The following is a 15,744-nucleotide window of genomic DNA, read 5'->3' on the forward strand; positions in this document are numbered from 1 at the left end:
CATCAGGACGGTTCCAGGCCCTCGTGTGCGATCTCCAGCGTCTCGATCGCCGCCTGGGAGTTCGCGGGGTCGAACGACGGCCCCTGCCAGCGCACCGGGACGATGCCCTGCACCTGCCAGCTGATGATCCGGCTGAGGTCCGGCCGCAGGGCGACGATCTCGCCGTCCTTGGGCTCGACCCGCCGGATCGTCTCGTTCAGCCAGCGCGCGATCTTGAGCGTGTCGGCGGTGACCGGGCGGGTCAGCGTGATGTTGGTCCAGGTGATGCGCCCCGGCAGCTGCCAGGTGAAGCCGTTGTTGCCGCCCTCGGCGTACGTCTCCATCTCGACCTCGGCGCCCAGGCCCGAGCAGGTGTGGAAGGCCCCCAGGTCGCTGCCGCCGATCACGAGCTTGAAGAACACGCTCGTCGCGAAGATGTTGTCCGTCATGCCGTTTCTCTTCTTCTCTTGCTTCTCTGCCGGTGCGTGCTGTTCCTGCGGGGTCGTGCCGGGCCGGGAGGCCGCTGTCAGCGGCGGCCGTCGTGGAGCCGTCCGGCGCGCTCCCGGCCACGGCGCATGTCGGCGCGGATCAGCCGGCTCACGGGGTCGAGGAGGCGGCGGGCCAGCTCCTCGATCTCCGCCCCGGAGATCCGGTTCGCCACGTTCTCCGCCGCTGTCTCCGCCGTGGGCGCGAAGCCGGACCTGTCGTCGTCCGCACGCTGAACGGCCTTCGGCGTGCCCTTCGGTGCCACAGCCTTCACCGGGACGCCGGTGATGCCCGCTTGGGCGGCCGCGCGTTGCAGCGCCTGCGCCCGCGTCGGGGGCTGAGCCGGGGTGCCGGAGCCGCTCGGCCCGGAGGCCGACGGGTGCGTGCGCGGCGGGACCCGTACGGAGAGGGCCGGCGGCCCGGCCGGGGGAGCGCCGCCCCCGGGCGCCGGGCCGGCGGGCGGGGGGCCAGCCGGGTCGGGCACCACGGGCAGCGGCATCCGCTGGACGGGTACGACGGTGGCGCCGGGCCGGGCCGCCGCGGGCGGATGGGGGCGCACGACCGGCACCGGGCGCGGGGATGCCGGGGGCGCCGCGGAAGTCATGGGCGGCATCGACGGGGAGCCGAGGGAGGGGGTTGCGGGCCGGATGGCGGGGGGCTGTGGGCTGTACGGGCCGGCGGGGGCCGATCCCGATCCCGGCGTATGCGGCTGCGGCTGCGGTGTCTGCCCTGCCGTCCGGGTGGTGGGGCTGGAGGTGGCCGCCGAATTTCGTACCGAACGACGCTGTACGAGCCGCTGGAGCGCGCCACCGATGGCGGATCCGCTCCTCGTGGGGGCGGCCCCGGCCTTGGCGGCACGACCGGCGTCGCCCTGGGACGTCCTCCGGCCGGAACCGCCGCCCCCGGGGGCGGCGGTGACACGTGGACCGCTGCCGCCGCCGGTGGTGCGCCGGGGCGCGGGGGCCGCGTGCACGGCACGCTGAACGGTGGAGCCGGGCGCGGGGCCCGCCGACGACGGGGCCTGGCCCGGGGCTGGAGTCCGGTGCGGTGCGGTGAGTGAGGGGGCCGGGGCGGCCGGGGTGGGCTCGGCGGGGCGGGTGCGGGGTGCGTTGCGCCGGAGCTTCGCACCCGGTGGCGTCCGGCGCTCCCGGGTCGGTGAATCGCCGGTCTGCCTGCCGCCGGTCTGGCCGCCACGGGTCGGCGTGCTTCCGGTTCGCTTGCCTCCGGTCTGTGGGTTCCCGGGCTGCGGGTTCCGGGGCTGTGTGCCCCCGGGGCCCGGGCCGCCGGAGCTCGAAGCGACGGTGTTGGGCCCCGGCTGCTGTACGTCACGGCGCCAGGTGGCCGCCACGACCGGCCGGGCCGTGCTGCCGCCCGTCGCTGTCGTCTTCGGGGTGGCCGAGAACCCTTCGGCGGAGCCGGTGTTCACCTTGAGCGCCCTGCTTGAGAGCAGGCTGCGCGACCGCTGGACGGTGGGCGTCAGCGGGCCGGTGGCGGCGGAGGACGTGGGGGCGGAGGGCGTGGGTGTGGCCTGCCCGCCCCCCGTCCGCTTCGGGCCGATGCTGCGGATGCGGACCGGTGCCGGGGGAGCGGCCGGGGAGGCAACGGGAGCGCCGGGCGCGGGCGTACCCGTACCCGTTTGCGTACGTCCCTGGGGGCGCTCGCCGTCCACCGCGCGCTGTACGGGCGCGGGGGCCGAGCGGACGGGCATCCCTGAAGGCGTGCTGAGGGAGGCCGCGGGAGTTGCGGCCCGCGGGGGTGCGCTCTGCGGGGCCGGTGTCTCCGTCGGGCCCGGCTGGGTACGGCGGCGGTCACCGAGGAGCGGGGCGTCGGGCTGGAGCCGCGCGGTCGACGGGAGCGAGGTGAGGGGGGTGCCGATCCCGCCACGCGTACGGGCGCGGGAGCCGGAGGCCTCGCCGGGCTGCGAGGGCCCGGGGGCGCTGGGCTGTTGAGCCCGGTCCGGCGCGGTCTCCGATGGCTGTCCAGGGCCCGCAGCCGGAGCCTTCCGGGTCGCTGCCTTCTGGATCGGCGCCGGTGCGGGTGCTGGTGCCTGCCCCGGCCGAGGTGTCGTGGCCGGTGAGACCGGTGCCGCCGGCTCCGAGGTCTGGCGCTGGAGCACCGGCATGGCCGCCGCCTCCTGCCCTGCCGGGGCAGTGAGGGTGGGCTTCGCTTGCCCTCCCGGGCCGGAAGGGATGGCCCCGGAGGGCAGTTCCCGAAGGGGCTTGCCCAGGGCAGGGCGTACGGTCTCGGGGGCCGGAGCCGGTCCTCGGCCGGAACTCTCCTGCGGCGGCGCGGGGGCGGTGTGCCCCTCGGACTGCTGCTGGGTGCTGGTGGTCCGCTGCACGCTGCCGGTGCCGGAAGCAGCCGGTGTGGAAGGCGTGACAGGCATGACAGGTGTGACGGGCGTGGCAGGGGCAGCCGGCGGCAGCCCGGTGATCTGCCGCAGCGGTATCGCAGGACGCCGGGCGACGGTCAGAGGCGGCGCGGTCCGCCGAGGACGTACAGCGGCGGGCCGCGCACGCTGCACCGAAGCCGAAGCCGAAGCATCCGTGTCCGAGGCAGTGACTTCTCCCGAATCGGACCCCGAACCGGACCTCGAACCGGAAGCAGCCCCCGAAGCGGATCCGGAAGCGGAAGCCGACCCGGAAACCACCGACCGCTGGACCGGAGCCGTCCGCCCCGGCTTCCGCCCACCCGCGCGGCCCGACGCCGACGGCAGCTTCGCCGGGGCAGCCCCAGCCGTACCACCTGCCGCCCCGGCATCCGCCCCGCCCTCCGCCTCCGGCAGGGCCGCCCGCAGCAGCAGCGGCCCCCCGGGGGAGGCGGAACGCGCGACGCCCGGACGGGCGACGCCATGGATGAGGCCCACCGGCGCGGACGGCAGGACGGCGTGGCCGAGTTCGCCGCCGAGGGTGGGGTTCTGCCAGGAGGCGAGCTGGGACCGGAACCGCAGCCCGTCGCTCACCCCGATCGAGGACCGGGCGACGGTCACCGCGGGCGGGGCGACCTGACGCCAGCCGCCGTCCCAGCCGGGACCGGATGCCCCCGGGCCGCTCGCGACGCCGGCCCCGGCCTCCGGCACCGGACCGGCACCCGTACCCATGCCCGTACCACCGTCGACACCGGCACCGGCACCGGCACCACCCTCGGCACCGGCACCGTCCCGCGAGGCCGTGCCGGGCCGTTGCCGGTCCGTTCGGCGCAGCCAGTCCCCGAACCCCACACGATCACCCGCCTTCGTTGACGCGGGTGTTGATCCGCGCTATCTCCCGCACCCACTGCTGACGCTCGCCGTGGGTGAGGTCGAGAATGTCCTCACGCTGCCAATGGAAGTGGTAGGCGACGTACGCGATCTCCTCCCGCAGCCGGGGAAGCGCGTACGTCTCTATTCCCCCAGGCGCCCACCCGAGAGATCCACCTCGAACGAGCCGTGGCAGAGCGGGCAGGTCACCGCCGCGTGCGTGTGGCCCTCGCTGTTGATCCGGCGGTAGAAGTCCTGGAGGAACGCCACATCCGTGGCGTACATCCGCTCCACGATCCCGGCGTGCACATCGGTGACCGTGCCGAGCTGGGTGATCACCTGGCTCAGCAGCACCACGGACAGGTACGCCGGGTTCTCCTTCACCCGCAGGTCGATCTGCGGGCGGAGTTCGTCCCGGGCCGTCGCGAGCCGCATGGTGCCGTGCCGGTGCAGCTGGCCCTCGTCGTCCACGTACCCGCGCGGCAGCTCGAAGGCGAACTCCGTCTGCAGCGAGTCCCGTTCGCGCTGCGGGGCGCGGGCGGGCGCCGGTGCGGGCGCCGGTGCCTCCTGGCGCCCGGCGGTCGTGGCGGCGAGGTTGTCGAGGGTCTCTTCGAGCCCGCTGCCCGGCGAAACGGTCCGGCGCCTCATTCGACCACGATCTCCTCGAAGGTGATGGTCACCGTCTCGGTCGCGGCACTGGACTCGCCGGCCTTGAGGGAGGGGCCCTCCCACTTGGAGGCCCAGCCCTGCATCAGCTGGATGCGCCGCACGGTCTCGCCGGTCGAGTCCTTGATCTCGATCGTGAGGTTCTGGCGCGCGGTGTCGACGGCTCCGTTGTTGAGCGTCTCCTTGATCCAGGTGGTGAACTCGCTGCTCTTGTCGAGCCCGCGGGTGATCGTCACCTCGCCCGCCTGGCGCGCGCCCGGCTGCTTGCGGATGATCTGCTTGCCCTCGGCGGTCACCTGGCGGACCTCGACGACTTCTTCCTCGACGGTCATGCCGCTGATCTCCTGGATGGACTCCACGAGATAGCCGCCGAGCTGTACGCCGAAGACGTGGGTGGAAAGAGCGTCGCCCTCTGCCATGACTGTGTGTCACCTGTTCCGCTGGTAATGACGATGATGGTGGTGGGGGAGGACCGCGAAGGTCACTCGTCGATGAGGCTGGTGCTGTCGGAGAACTGCGCCAGGCGGAAGACCACGAACTCCGCGGGCTTCACCGGCGCGACCCCGATCTCGCAGACGACCTGGCCGAGGTCGATCGACTCCTGCGGGTTGTTGCTCCGGTCGCAGCGGACGTAGAACGCCTCCTCGGCCGTGCGGCCGAACAGTGCGCCCCGGCGCCACTCCTCGGTGAGGAAGGCGGTGACGTTGCGCCGGATGCTCGACCAGAGGCGGTCGTCGTTCGGCTCGAACACCACCCACTGGGTGCCCAGGAGGATGGACTCCTCCAGGTAGTTGAAGAGGCGGCGCACGTTGAGGTAGCGCCAGGCCGGGTCGGAGGAGAGGGTGCGGGCGCCCCAGATGCGGATGCCGCGGCCGGGGAAGGCGCGTACGCAGTTGACGCCGATCGGGTTCAGCAGGTCCTGCTCGCCCTTGCTGAGGCGGATCTCCAGGTCGACCGCGCCGCGGATGACCTCGTTGGCGGGCGCCTTGTGCACTCCGCGCTCACCGTCGCTGCGCGCCCAGACGCCGGCCACGTGACCGCTCGGCGGGACCAGGGAGTTGCGGCCGGCCGCCGGGTCGAAGACCTTCACCCACGGGTAGTACAGGGTGGCGTAACGGGAGTCGTAACCGGCTTCGTCGTTGCGCCAGTTGCGTACCTGCTGGGCGTTCATGCCGGGCGGGGTGTCCAGGACGGCGACCCGGTCGCCCATCTGCTCGCAGTGCGAAATGACGGCCAGCTGCACGGTCTTGACGCCCTCGGCGTCGATCTCGCCGCGCTGGAAGGCGCTCATCAGGTCCGGGACGGCGACCATGGTGATCTCGTCGATCGACTCCAGGCCGCCGAACCCGGTGCGGGCGGCGGCGTCGCCGACGTACTCCGACGCGTCGAGCCGCGCCACGCCGGAACCGGGGGCGCCGGTGGCGGGGGCGAGGGCGACGGTCTGCTTCTCGGGGCGGCTCTGGGCCGTGCCGGGCTGCTCGGCGACCTGGATGAGCTTGGAGTCGCGGGCCTGGGTGACCAGGTAGCCCTTGACGTTCTTACGGGTGGAGACGTCGTAGGTCTCCACGACCTTGCCGGCCTGGCGGACCAGCAGCCGGAAGCGGTCCTCCGGGGGGCTGTCGCCCTCGGGGTCCGCGATCTCGACGGAGAGGTCGGCGCTCGTACCGGACTTGGCGGAGACCAGGAAGCCGCCGAGCGCGACGGGCGCCGGGGCCTGGCCGACTGCGCCGGGCGCCGTGGAAGCGGATGCGCCCTGCGCGGGGCCGCCGATGCGCACGATGTAGGCCGCGCCGCCGCCGTTGGCGAAGAAGCCGTAGACGGCGTGCGTGAGGTAGGTGTCGGCGGTGAAGGTGCCGAAGGTCTGGACGTACTGGTCCCAGTTGGTCACCAGCGTGGGCTGGTGGAAGGGGCCCGTCTCGGCGAAGCCGACGAAGGCTGCGACCGCGGTGCCGACTCCCTCGATGGGCCGTGCTCCGGACTGCACCTCCTCCACGTATACACCGGGGGTGAGGTACGACGGCATGCTCGCTCCTTCGGGGTGGTCACTCGTTCACCGATCAGTCTTGACCGGTGGTGGTGGCGGGGAGTAGGTCCGGAAGTCCTGGGCCCGGGGCAGTGACTTTGCCTTCCCGGGCACCTGTACGGCGGTGAATGCTGCCCTCGGCGGACCGGCCGCGCTCCTGCCGTATTGGCGGGGGCGCGGCGGGCATTCCGGCGGGTGCGGATGAAGAGAAGGCGAACAGCGGGTCACGGAACGGTATTCGTGTTCCGGGTGCGCCGGCGGATTTCCCGGAAGAGGGGATTCCGCTTGGTGGTGCGGGTGTGTTCGGTATCTCTTTTTCCCGGTGAACGCGGCAGGGACCGAAACCGTACGGGGGTGGCCCGGGAACCCGTGTCAGGTGACGGGATTCGGCCAGAATGCGCCCAGAAGGTGTGGTGATGCGGCCCGTTTCCCCGGACGGAAGCGGGCGCCCGACCGTTCCGATCGGGCGCCCCCCAGGTCTCCTCGAACCGTCAGGAACGGCTCTGAACAGGCCCGTTCGTGCTGCGGTCCCCCGGAACCGGATATTCTTCTCGGGCTGTCGGCGACGCAGGTGACCGAACTGGTATAGACCTTTGGCGTATTCGTGAGGATGAATCCGCCACCGTTCGGCACGCCGGGTTTCCTCCGGGGCCGGGTTTCTGCTGTTGTCGTCAGCGAAAGGTGGAACGAAGCGCCCCGCGCTGTTGTTTCCGCGTTCTACCGTGCGAGATCGCTGAGTACACCACTGACGTTAATCACCTGATGGCACCCTGAGGCCTGCGTTCCGGTCGCCGGAGTGCCGGGCTTGGCACAGGTGACGGCGGCGGTGACCGTGGCGTTCTCCGGAATCTGAATGGGGGTGACCCAGTGATAGTCCTGGTTGCGGAACGTTTCCAGCGCGATGGTGGTGATCTTCCGCTCTCCGAAGGAGATGGTCAGCACTCCCTCGTCGCCCTGGAAGTTCGCCACCACGATGTCCGTGATGCCGAAGACCTTGCCCGCGGGAACCTTGTACGTCCCCTCCTTCTCGGCCCCGCTCTCGGTCTCCACGTCGATCGTCGCGGAGCTCTGCTGGGTGCCCCCGGCGCCCGTGCCGCCCGGACCGGTGCCCGTCCCCGGTCCCGTACCGGAGCCGCCGTTGCCGCCGGGCGTGCCCGCGTCCGGACCGGTTCCCTGCCCCTGGCTTCCGCCCGGGTTGTCCGCGCCGCCCGGCGTGGTCGAACCCTGCTGCTGCTCGCCGCGGGCGGCCTCCTCCTGTGCGGCCTCGGTCGCCGCCTGCTTCGCGGTGCTCTTCACCGCCGGCCGGACCAGCGCGAACCAGGCGATCAGCAGCGCCAGCAGTGCGGCCAGCACGATCAGCAACCACTTGGGCAGTACCGGAAGCTGGAGGAACTCCCCGGGGACCGGCTCCGGTCGTACGGGCTCCGGCCGGGTGGTCTCCGGCCGTACGGGCTCCTTGCCCTCGGCCTTCGCCTCGGCGGCGGTCTCGGCCTCGGCGGCCTCCACCTCGAACGGCCAGGTGACCGGCTCGCCGAACCAGATCAGCTTGGCCGCACGGACCTTCAGCCGTATCTCGGCCGACTCGCCCGGCTCCAGCCGCTTCTGACCCGGAGTGAAGCCCAGCCGCAGCTCCTCCCCGGCCTGCCTGCCGGTGAAGGCGACGTCGACCGGGGTGTTCCCCTGGTTCTGCACGGCGGTACGGAAGCGGGCGCCCAGCCAGCCCCGGCGGCGGCGCGGTTCCAGCTCGGTGCGCAGCTCGTGGAAGGGCTCCACGGTGACCGTGCCCTCGGGGACCACCACCGACTCCGGGTGCTCCGCGGGCAGTACGCGGACGGCCAGCGGGGTCTCGCCCGCCTTGACCTCGTGGGAGCGGGGCGGGGCGAAGGTGAGGGTCACCGTCTCGGAGGTGCCCGGGTAGAGCGATACGCGGGCCGGCTCGACGGTGCTCCACGCAGCGCAGTCGCCGACGACTTCGAGCGTGTAGGCCTCGACGATGTCGCTGTCGTTGCGCACGGTCAGGGTCGTCGTGGCTGTACCGCCGGGCGACACCGTCACCATGGGCATTTCGAGTTCGGCAGATGTGGTCACCCTGCGACGGTAAGCCGCCCCCGCGGCCGCGCAGCAGGGTCGCGAGGGCAACGGACGGGCAGGGCGGATGCCCCGGAGGCACACCGGCGCGGGGGCCCGGCGAACCCGCCCCGGGCCCGCGCCCCCTGCCGAAGACCGGTGCGGGCGGGAGTGGAGAAGGCATATCGGGCGGAAGTACCTGAGAAAGACGGCGCTGAATGATGACGACGGCAGAGACGAAGAGCAGGGCCATGGAGCGCGGGCAGTACCGCAGGCCCGACGCGGCGCAGCGGGCCGCACGGACCGTCCCCGGGGCGGGGACCGGCGGCAGGGTCACCGTGGCGGTGTACGCGGAGGACCTGATCCTGCAGACCGGCATGATCCACCAGCTGCGGATGCGACCGGAGATAGAGCTGATACCGGAGGCCGAGGCGGACAAGGCCCAGGTCTCGCTGGTGGTGGTGGACATGGTGGACGAGCCCACGGTCCAGCTGCTGCACCGCCTCCAGCGCAACACCTCCACCCGCACCGGACTGGTCGTCGGCTTCTTCGAGTCGGGCGCGCTCCAGACCATGATCGAGTGCGGGGTCGCCGCCGTGCTGCGGCGCGGCGAGGCCGACCAGGACCGGCTGATCCACCTGGTCAAGGCGATGGCGAACGGCGAGGGCGTCCTCCCGGGCGACCTGCTCGGCAAGCTCCTCGACCATGTCAGCAGCCTCCAGCGGACGGTTCTGGACCCCCGGGGGCTCACCCTCTCCACCCTCACGGCCCGGGAGGCGGAGATGATCCGGCTGGTGTCGGAGGGCTTCGACACGGCGGAGATCGCGCAGAAGACCTCGTACTCCGAACGGACCGTCAAGAACGTGCTCCACGAGGTCGCGACCCGGCTCGAACTGCGCAACCGCGCCCATGCGGTGGGCTACGCGATGCGGCACGGGCTGATCTGACCGGACCGGCCCGACCCGGCTGATCCGGCCTGACCGTTCACCACGTATACCCGTACGCGCCATCGCCGTACGGGAGTTACCGGGCGATCCTGGACCGGGGGCGTGGAGGAGTGCGCCGCAAAGGGCAGCGACTCCTTCCCCCGGTCCGGGTACTCGGGGCCTGTCTTCCTGCCCCGCGCGAGCGCGATGCTCGACCGTGGAGCGTCATCAACAGACTGTGAGGTGGGCCGTGACCGGCACTGCTGGCCCGGCGAAGCATTCCCGGTGGAGCCGACTGATGGGCGCCGTGGTGCTGCTGGCGCCGCTGCTGGTGGTCGGATCGGCCGCCACGCCGCACGGGGCCACCGACGCGGTCGCCGCGGCGGCGGAGGCGGACCCGCTGGACGCCGGACGGATCGCCTTCGCGGGTACGGAGCACCGGAGCCTCGGCCGGGTCGCGGACCCGCAGAACACCGAACCCCTCTTCGGGGCCGGACCGGCCCACTACGACCAGGACCCCTCCGCCCGCGGTGACGTCCTCGTCTTCACCAGCCTCCGCGACAGCGTGCGGCCCCAGGTGTACGTGCGCGACGCGGACGGGACCGTACGCCGGCTCACCACCGACCGGGACGCGGGCAACCCCGAACTCTCCCCGGACGGGCGGACCGTCGTCTTCGACTCCGCCGAGCCCGGCCCCGGCGGCAGCGTCCAGCGCGACCTGTGGTCGGTCGGCGTGGACGGCTCCGGCCTGCGGCGGCTGTCGGACACCCCCGACAACGAGGAGTCCCCGACCTTCTCCCCGGACGGCACCCGCATCGCGTACGCCTGCGACGGCGACACCTCACGGGGCTGGCAGATATACGAGCAGGCCCTCGCCGGCGGCGAGCGGACCCGGATCAGCGACGGCCCGCCCGGCGACGCCAAGGACCCGTCCTGGAACCCGGTGGACGACGACACCCACCGCAGCCGGGTCGCGTACACCCACATCACCGATCCCGACCCCGAGACCGGATACCGGCTGCGGGTCACCGAGGGCATCGGCACCGACCGGCCGCTGCTGGCCGGAGCCCACGCGGAGTGGGGCAGCCACTCGGTGACCTGGCTGCCCGACGGCGACGACGTCCTCTTCCTCAGCCCCTTCCACGTATGCGGCTGCGACGACTTCGACCATGTCTACCGGGGGCCCGCGTTCGTCGACGAGGCGCCGGAGCAGCTGCTCACCGAGGACCGTGAGGTCGCGTCACCCACCTGGACCGGAGGTTCCGGCTCCGGAGGCGTCGTCGTCTCCCGGATCACCGCCGACGCCGCGAACGTCGTGACGCTCCAGGACGTACGCCAGGACGGCTCGGACCCGCGCGACCTCGGGCTCACCATCCTCGACGAGGACCCGGCGGCCCGCACCAACACCGACCCCGCCGTCGACCCGCTCTTCAACCCGGCCGCCGGGTACGACCCATGGACCGAGCGGCAGAACTACACGCCCGACGGCCGGCGCATCGTGGTGACCCGCTTCGAGGGCCCCGACGACGCGCGGGTCGAACGCATCTGGATGGTCGACGCCGACGGCACCAACGCCACCGCCCTGCCGCTCGCCGGACGCGGCGAGCGCGACTGGGACACCGACCCCACCTTCTCGCCCGACGGCACCAGGCTGGCGTTCACCCGGACCTCGCCCGGCGGTGTCGGCGAGGCGGCGGGACCGGGCCGCATCCTCATCGCCGACGTGGCCACCGGCGCCATCCTCGACGAGATCCGCCCGCCCGAGGGCGAGCAGCAGGGCGTCGACGCCCAGCCGACCTGGTCCTCCGACGGCGTCAACCTCGCCTTCACCCGCACCCAGGTGATCAACGGCAACGGCGGCAACAAGCACATCTGGGTCGTCCCGGTGAACCGGCTCGACCAGCAGCGGGACCTGAGCGCCACCATCTGCCCCGGTGACTGCGAAGTCATCGACGACAGCCCGGCGTTCTCCCCCGACGGTACAAGGGTGGCCTTCAACCGCAAGGACGGCGGCGGCCGGACCAACGAGCGGGCCGGCATCCTCATCAAGCCCCTGCGCGGCGGCGGCTGCCGGGTCGTGCTGCCCTCCTCCCAGCGGGACAACCCCGACGGCTGCGACCAGGAGATCCCCGACACCACACAGACCGGCCCCTTCCAGCCCCGCGATGTGGCCTGGTCGCCGGACGGCAGCCACATCGTGCTCACCTCCCGCCGTGAACTGGCGCCCGGCTCGATGGAGCAGCTCTCCGTACTCGACATCGCCTCCGGTGAACTGAAGCCCCTGGACAACGAGCACGCCGGACGCCAGAAGGAGCCCAGCTACCAGCAGTCGGTCGACCTGGCCGTGACCGCTCCGCCCACCGGGCCCGCCGTCGAGGTCGGCTCCTCCGTCGAGGTGAAGGTCACCGTGGTCAACCACGGTCCCTCGCCCTCGCCCGGCACCACGTTCACCGCCGACGCCCCGCCCGGCGTACGGCTGGAGGAGCTGACCACCGACGCCGGTACGTGCGGAGCCGGATCGCCGCAGTGCGACCTCGGCGTCGTCCCGCCCGGCGGCAGCGTGGAGATCACCGCCCGGCTGACCGGCGTGACCCGGGGTGACCAGCCGGTCGGCTGGTCCGTCACCGGCGCCGTGCTCGACCCGAACCCGACGGACAACGCCACCGGCACCCTCGTACCCGTCCAGGACGTGCCCCCGCCGACCCCGACACCCACCCCGCCGACCCCCAGCCCCACACCCCCCACCCCGACCCCGACGCCTCCGCCCACCCCCACCCCGACGCCCACGACCACCGCGCCCGCACCGCCCCCGCCGCCGTCCCCGCGCCCGCCCGCCCCGCGCCCCCCGGCCCCGCTGCCGCCCGCGCCCCTGGCAGGCCCCGGAGTCGTGGTCCGGGCCCAGCCCAGCCCCGGCTACGTCGGAGGCAAGGTCGTCGTGACGTACACCGTGCGCAACGGCCGCAACGCCTCCGCCACCGGCCTGCGGCTCAGGCTCGGGCTGCCCGGGAACATCCCGGCGGGCCCGCTCCCGGCAGGCTGCACCAACGGCCAGTGCACGCTCCCCGACCTGGGACCCGGCGCCTCCACCGTCGTACGCGTCGTCCTCTCACCGGACCGCGCGCTCCGCACGACCATCACCGCGACGCTCACCACCACCGGCACGGACGCGAACCGGGGCGACAACCGCTCCCGCATCCCGCTGCGCATCCTCCAGCCCCGCATCATCGCGGTGCCCGCCATCGGCAAGCCCGGCTTCGTCACCTCGGTGCGCGGCAAGGACTTCCCGCCCGGGGCGCCCGTGAAGCTCAGCTGGAACCCGGGGATCACGGCCGCCGCAGCCCCGACCCTGCCCAACCCGGACGGCACGTTCATCGCCCAGCTCCTCATCCTGGCGAAGGACCGGACCGGACCGCGCACCATCACCGCCAGGGGCCCCGGCTTCAGCCCGGTCAAGACCCCCTTCCTCGTGGTGCTCGGCACCATCACCCCGCCGGACGAGGTGATCCGCCGATGATCCACGAAGTCGACGAAGGACTGCGGCTGCTGCTGGTCGACGCCGGGCTCCAGGAGAGCGGGGTCGACCTGGTCTTCGACGCGCCGACCAAGGACTGGTCCGCCCGCCGCAACGCCCCCACGATCAGCGTCTTCCTGCACGGCATCCGCGAGGACGCGGGCAGAAGGCGGACCGGCACGGCCGAGGAGCACGACGAGAACGGCGTGATCACCGCCTGGCGGACCCCGCCGCGCTGGTTCGAGCTGACCTACCTGGTGACCGCCTGGACCAACCGCCCGCAGGACGAACACCGCCTGCTCTCCGAGGTGTTGCGCTGCCTGATGCGTACCGATGTGCTGCCCGCCCGGATGCTCACCGGCAGCCTCGCCGACCTCGGGCTCACCGTGGAGCTGGAGGCGGCGGGCCCGCGCACCGACGGCCCGTCCGCCTCCGACGTGTGGTCCGCGCTCGGCGGCGAGCTGAAGGCCGCGATCGACCTGCGCGTCCTCGCCCCGCTCGCCGGCGAACGGGCCCCCGCGGGCCCGCCGGTCACCGAAGGCCTCGTGATGAAGACCGCGCCCGCCGTCAACGGCACCGCGTCCGACGGTCCCGGCCGCCGCCTGCGGTACGAAGGGGCGGGCGACCTGGACGCCCGGGGCTTCGCCGCCGAACGGGAACGGCAACTGCCGCCCGGCCGGCGCAAGCGGGGGAGCGCGGCACGATGACGATGACCGAGAGTGCGCCCGTACGGGGTGCGGCCGACCTGCCGGTGACGGACGTCGAAATCCTCTGGGAGCGGCTGGCCCGCGTCGAGCAGCGGGTCCGGCACGCCGTGGCGGCCCGCCGCGCCACCGATCCGGAGCCCGACGATCCCTACCGGGGGCAGTACCTCACCCCGGAGGCGGTCGAACGCGTCCTGGAATCGCGGGACGCGTTCGCTCCCGTACCGGAGGGGTCGTACGTCACGGAGCCCGCCCCGCCCGGCTCCCGGCTCGCCCGACTGGCCGGGAGCTTCGGCCTGGTGGCGCTCGACGTCGAGCTGCTGCTGGCCGCCATGGCGCCGGACATCGACGCCCGGTTCGAGCGCCTCTACGGCTACCTCAACGACGACCTCACCCGCCGCAGGCCCGCCATCGGCCTGGCGCTGGAACTCTGCGGGCTGCCCGCCGCAGGCTCCGGCCGCTTCCGCTTCCAGCCGTCCGCCCCGCTCGTCGCGGGCGGCCTGCTGGAGATCGGCGACCCCGAACGCCCCCTGCTGTCCCGGACCTTGAGGGTGCCCGACCGGGTCACCGCCCACCTCCTCGGTGACGACGAGACCGACGGACGACTGCGCGGCCTCGTCCACGTGCCCGCCCCCGGCGGCGAGCCGGACGACCGGCCGGAGGCCCACCGGATCGCGGCGGCGCTCGCCACGGGCAGCGGCCTGGTGCACCTGCTCGACCGGGGCGGCGACCCCTCGGGGCTGGCCGTCGAGGCGCTCACCGCCGCCGGCCGCCGCCCCCTCGTCGTGGACATCGCGGCCCTCGCGGCGGCCGGTGACCGGACGGCGGAGCTGATCCGCACCCTGGCCGCCGAGGCCCGCCTCACCCACGGCGGAGCCGTACTCGGCCCGCTCGAAGCGCTCGCCCCCGAACGCCCGGAGGGCGCCCGCCTGCTGGCCTCCCTCTGTACGGCGATGAGCGGCACGCCCCTGATCGCGTACGGGAAGAAGAACTGGGACCCGCTGTGGACCCGGGACAGCCCCGTCCCGGTCGCCGTCCTGCCCCCGGGCCCCGCGGGCGCGGCCCGGCAGTGGCGGCGGGCGCTCGCCGATGCGGCCAGGTCGGTGGGGCTGCCGGACGCGCAGGCACCGGCCGACGACCGCCTGATCGAGGCCACCGCCTCGTACCGCCTCGACACCGACCAACTGCGCAAGGCCGCCACCGTCGCCTCCCGCCTCGCCGTTCTGGAGCAGCGCCCCGTCCACCCGGACGACCTGCGCACGGCGGTCCGCGCCCAGAACGGCGCCGGTCTTGAGCGGCTCGCCCGCCGCATCGAACCCGCCGTCGGCTGGGACGACCTGGTCCTGCCCCCGGCCACGCGCACCCAGCTCACCGAACTCGCCCTCCGCGCCCGCCACCGCGAACAGGTGCTGGGGGAGTGGGGGATGCGGCCGGGCGGCGGCCGGGGACGCGGGGTCATCGCGCTGTTCGCGGGCGAGTCCGGCACCGGCAAGACCATGTCCGCCGAGGTCGTCGCCCGTGAACTGGGCATGGAGCTCTACGTCGTGGACCTCTCCACGGTGGTGGACAAGTACATCGGCGAGACCGAGAAGAACCTGGAACGGATCTTCGTCGAGGCCTCCGACGTCAACGGCATCCTGCTCTTCGACGAGGCCGACGCGATCTTCGGGAAGCGGTCGCAGGTCAAGGACGCCCACGACAAGCACGCCAACGTGGAGTCGGCCTACCTCCTCCAGCGCATGGAGTCCTTCGACGGGATCGCCGTGCTCACCACCAACCTCCGGGCCAACCTGGACGAGGCGTTCACCCGCCGCCTCGACGTGATCGCGGAGTTCCCGATACCGGACGCCGAGCAGCGCCTCGCCCTCTGGGACCGCTGCCTCGGCACCTCGATCCCGCGCGACCCCGCACTCGACCTGGAGTTCTGCGCCGCCCGCTTCGAGCTGGCGGGCGGCTCCATCCGGGCCTGCGCGGTGACCGCCGCCTACCTCGCGGCGGAGTCGCGCGCCCCGCTGGCCATGGACCAGGTCGTCACGGCGGTGCTCCAGGAGTACCGCAAGCTGGGACGGCTGGTGCTGGAGAGCGAGTTCGGTCCGTGGCTGGCGAAGGAGCGGGGGCGGTAAGGAGCGGGGGCGGTAGGGGCC

Annotated in this window: 13 protein-coding genes; 6 read left to right on the plus strand and 7 right to left on the minus strand. The window is 73.2% G+C overall.

Translation table 11 applies throughout. The annotated features are described in order from the left end of the window. Positions 1 to 2: 2 nt before the first annotated feature. Together IE264_RS13775 and IE264_RS13780 are read right to left on the minus strand one after the other, a co-directional pair. Positions 3 to 428, minus strand: coding sequence for a phage tail protein (locus IE264_RS13775; protein WP_015611504.1), 426 nt, complete (start codon positions 426 to 428; stop codon positions 3 to 5). 77 nt (positions 429 to 505) lie between these two features. After that, a complete protein-coding gene (locus IE264_RS13780; RefSeq protein WP_229887519.1) occupies positions 506 to 1,069 on the minus strand; it encodes a hypothetical protein in 564 nt (187 codons plus the stop codon). A 733-nt stretch (positions 1,070 to 1,802) separates the two neighbouring features. On the opposite strand from IE264_RS13780, the gene IE264_RS13785 reads away from it, so the two are divergent. Together IE264_RS13785 and IE264_RS13790 are read left to right on the plus strand one after the other, a co-directional pair. After that, positions 1,803 to 2,414 (plus strand): hypothetical protein, encoded by a 612-nt coding sequence (locus tag IE264_RS13785; RefSeq protein ID WP_051821908.1) that lies wholly within the window; start codon positions 1,803 to 1,805, stop codon positions 2,412 to 2,414. A gap of 609 nt (positions 2,415 to 3,023) precedes the next feature. After that, positions 3,024 to 3,473, plus strand: coding sequence for a hypothetical protein (locus IE264_RS13790; protein WP_190167644.1), 450 nt, complete (start codon positions 3,024 to 3,026; stop codon positions 3,471 to 3,473). A 216-nt stretch (positions 3,474 to 3,689) separates the two neighbouring features. On the opposite strand, the gene IE264_RS38545 is transcribed toward IE264_RS13790, so the two are convergent. The 5 genes from IE264_RS38545 to IE264_RS13810 all read right to left on the minus strand — a co-directional run bounded on the left by IE264_RS38545 (position 3,690) and on the right by IE264_RS13810 (position 8,456). Then, positions 3,690 to 3,851, minus strand: a complete 162-nt coding sequence (locus IE264_RS38545) for a DUF6760 family protein (protein ID WP_306430813.1) — start codon at positions 3,849 to 3,851, stop codon at positions 3,690 to 3,692. Continuing rightward, positions 3,848 to 4,351 (minus strand): hypothetical protein, encoded by a 504-nt coding sequence (locus IE264_RS13795; RefSeq protein ID WP_015611507.1) that lies wholly within the window; start codon positions 4,349 to 4,351, stop codon positions 3,848 to 3,850. The genes IE264_RS38545 and IE264_RS13795 overlap by 4 nt, the downstream gene beginning before the upstream one ends. Beyond that, positions 4,348 to 4,788, minus strand: a complete 441-nt coding sequence (locus IE264_RS13800) for a phage tail protein (RefSeq protein ID WP_007457189.1) — start codon at positions 4,786 to 4,788, stop codon at positions 4,348 to 4,350. The genes IE264_RS13795 and IE264_RS13800 overlap by 4 nt, the downstream gene beginning before the upstream one ends. A 62-nt stretch (positions 4,789 to 4,850) precedes the next feature. Then, positions 4,851 to 6,392, minus strand: coding sequence for a phage tail sheath family protein (locus IE264_RS13805; protein ID WP_015611508.1), 1,542 nt, complete (start codon positions 6,390 to 6,392; stop codon positions 4,851 to 4,853). A 717-nt stretch (positions 6,393 to 7,109) separates the two neighbouring features. Further along, entirely contained in the window at positions 7,110 to 8,456 is a 1,347-nt protein-coding gene (locus tag IE264_RS13810) for a COG1470 family protein (RefSeq protein ID WP_032758649.1), read from the minus strand. Positions 8,457 to 8,680: 224 nt separating this feature from the next. Here IE264_RS13810 and IE264_RS13815 point away from each other — a divergent pair, with 224 nt between their 5' ends. The 4 genes from IE264_RS13815 (at position 8,681) to IE264_RS13830 (ending at position 15,723) form a co-directional block, all read left to right on the plus strand. After that, positions 8,681 to 9,406 carry a helix-turn-helix transcriptional regulator gene (locus tag IE264_RS13815; RefSeq protein WP_031126222.1) on the plus strand — a complete coding sequence of 242 codons (726 nt, stop codon included), beginning with the start codon at positions 8,681 to 8,683 and terminating at the stop codon, positions 9,404 to 9,406. Positions 9,407 to 9,683: 277 nt separating this feature from the next. Beyond that, a complete protein-coding gene (locus IE264_RS13820; RefSeq protein ID WP_190167649.1) occupies positions 9,684 to 12,899 on the plus strand; it encodes a DUF11 domain-containing protein in 3,216 nt (1,071 codons plus the stop codon). Then, positions 12,896 to 13,603 (plus strand): Pvc16 family protein, encoded by a 708-nt coding sequence (locus IE264_RS13825; RefSeq protein ID WP_015611512.1) that lies wholly within the window; start codon positions 12,896 to 12,898, stop codon positions 13,601 to 13,603. Before IE264_RS13820 ends, IE264_RS13825 begins: the two co-directional genes overlap by 4 nt. Further along, a complete protein-coding gene (locus tag IE264_RS13830) occupies positions 13,600 to 15,723 on the plus strand; it encodes an ATP-binding protein (protein WP_032757582.1) in 2,124 nt (707 codons plus the stop codon). The genes IE264_RS13825 and IE264_RS13830 overlap by 4 nt, the downstream gene beginning before the upstream one ends. The last annotated feature ends 21 nt before the right edge of the window (positions 15,724 to 15,744 follow it).

It is taken from the genome of Streptomyces microflavus, assembly GCF_014650075.1.
GTDB classification, from domain to species: domain Bacteria; phylum Actinomycetota; class Actinomycetes; order Streptomycetales; family Streptomycetaceae; genus Streptomyces; species Streptomyces microflavus.

Coding starts and splice junctions, on each gene's coding strand:
- IE264_RS13775 (WP_015611504.1), bottom strand. CDS start 428: ATGACGGACAACATCTTCGCGACGAGCGTGTTCTTCAAGCTCGTGATC.
- IE264_RS13780 (WP_229887519.1), bottom strand. CDS start 1,069: ATGACTTCCGCGGCGCCCCCGGCATCCCCGCGCCCGGTGCCGGTCGTG.
- IE264_RS13795 (WP_015611507.1), bottom strand. CDS start 4,351: ATGAGGCGCCGGACCGTTTCGCCGGGCAGCGGGCTCGAAGAGACCCTC.
- IE264_RS13800 (WP_007457189.1), bottom strand. CDS start 4,788: ATGGCAGAGGGCGACGCTCTTTCCACCCACGTCTTCGGCGTACAGCTC.
- IE264_RS13805 (WP_015611508.1), bottom strand. CDS start 6,392: ATGCCGTCGTACCTCACCCCCGGTGTATACGTGGAGGAGGTGCAGTCC.
- IE264_RS13810 (WP_032758649.1), bottom strand. CDS start 8,456: ATGCCCATGGTGACGGTGTCGCCCGGCGGTACAGCCACGACGACCCTG.
- IE264_RS13815 (WP_031126222.1), top strand. CDS start 8,681: ATGACGACGGCAGAGACGAAGAGCAGGGCCATGGAGCGCGGGCAGTAC.
- IE264_RS13820 (WP_190167649.1), top strand. CDS start 9,684: ATGGGCGCCGTGGTGCTGCTGGCGCCGCTGCTGGTGGTCGGATCGGCC.
- IE264_RS13825 (WP_015611512.1), top strand. CDS start 12,896: ATGATCCACGAAGTCGACGAAGGACTGCGGCTGCTGCTGGTCGACGCC.
- IE264_RS13830 (WP_032757582.1), top strand. CDS start 13,600: ATGACGATGACCGAGAGTGCGCCCGTACGGGGTGCGGCCGACCTGCCG.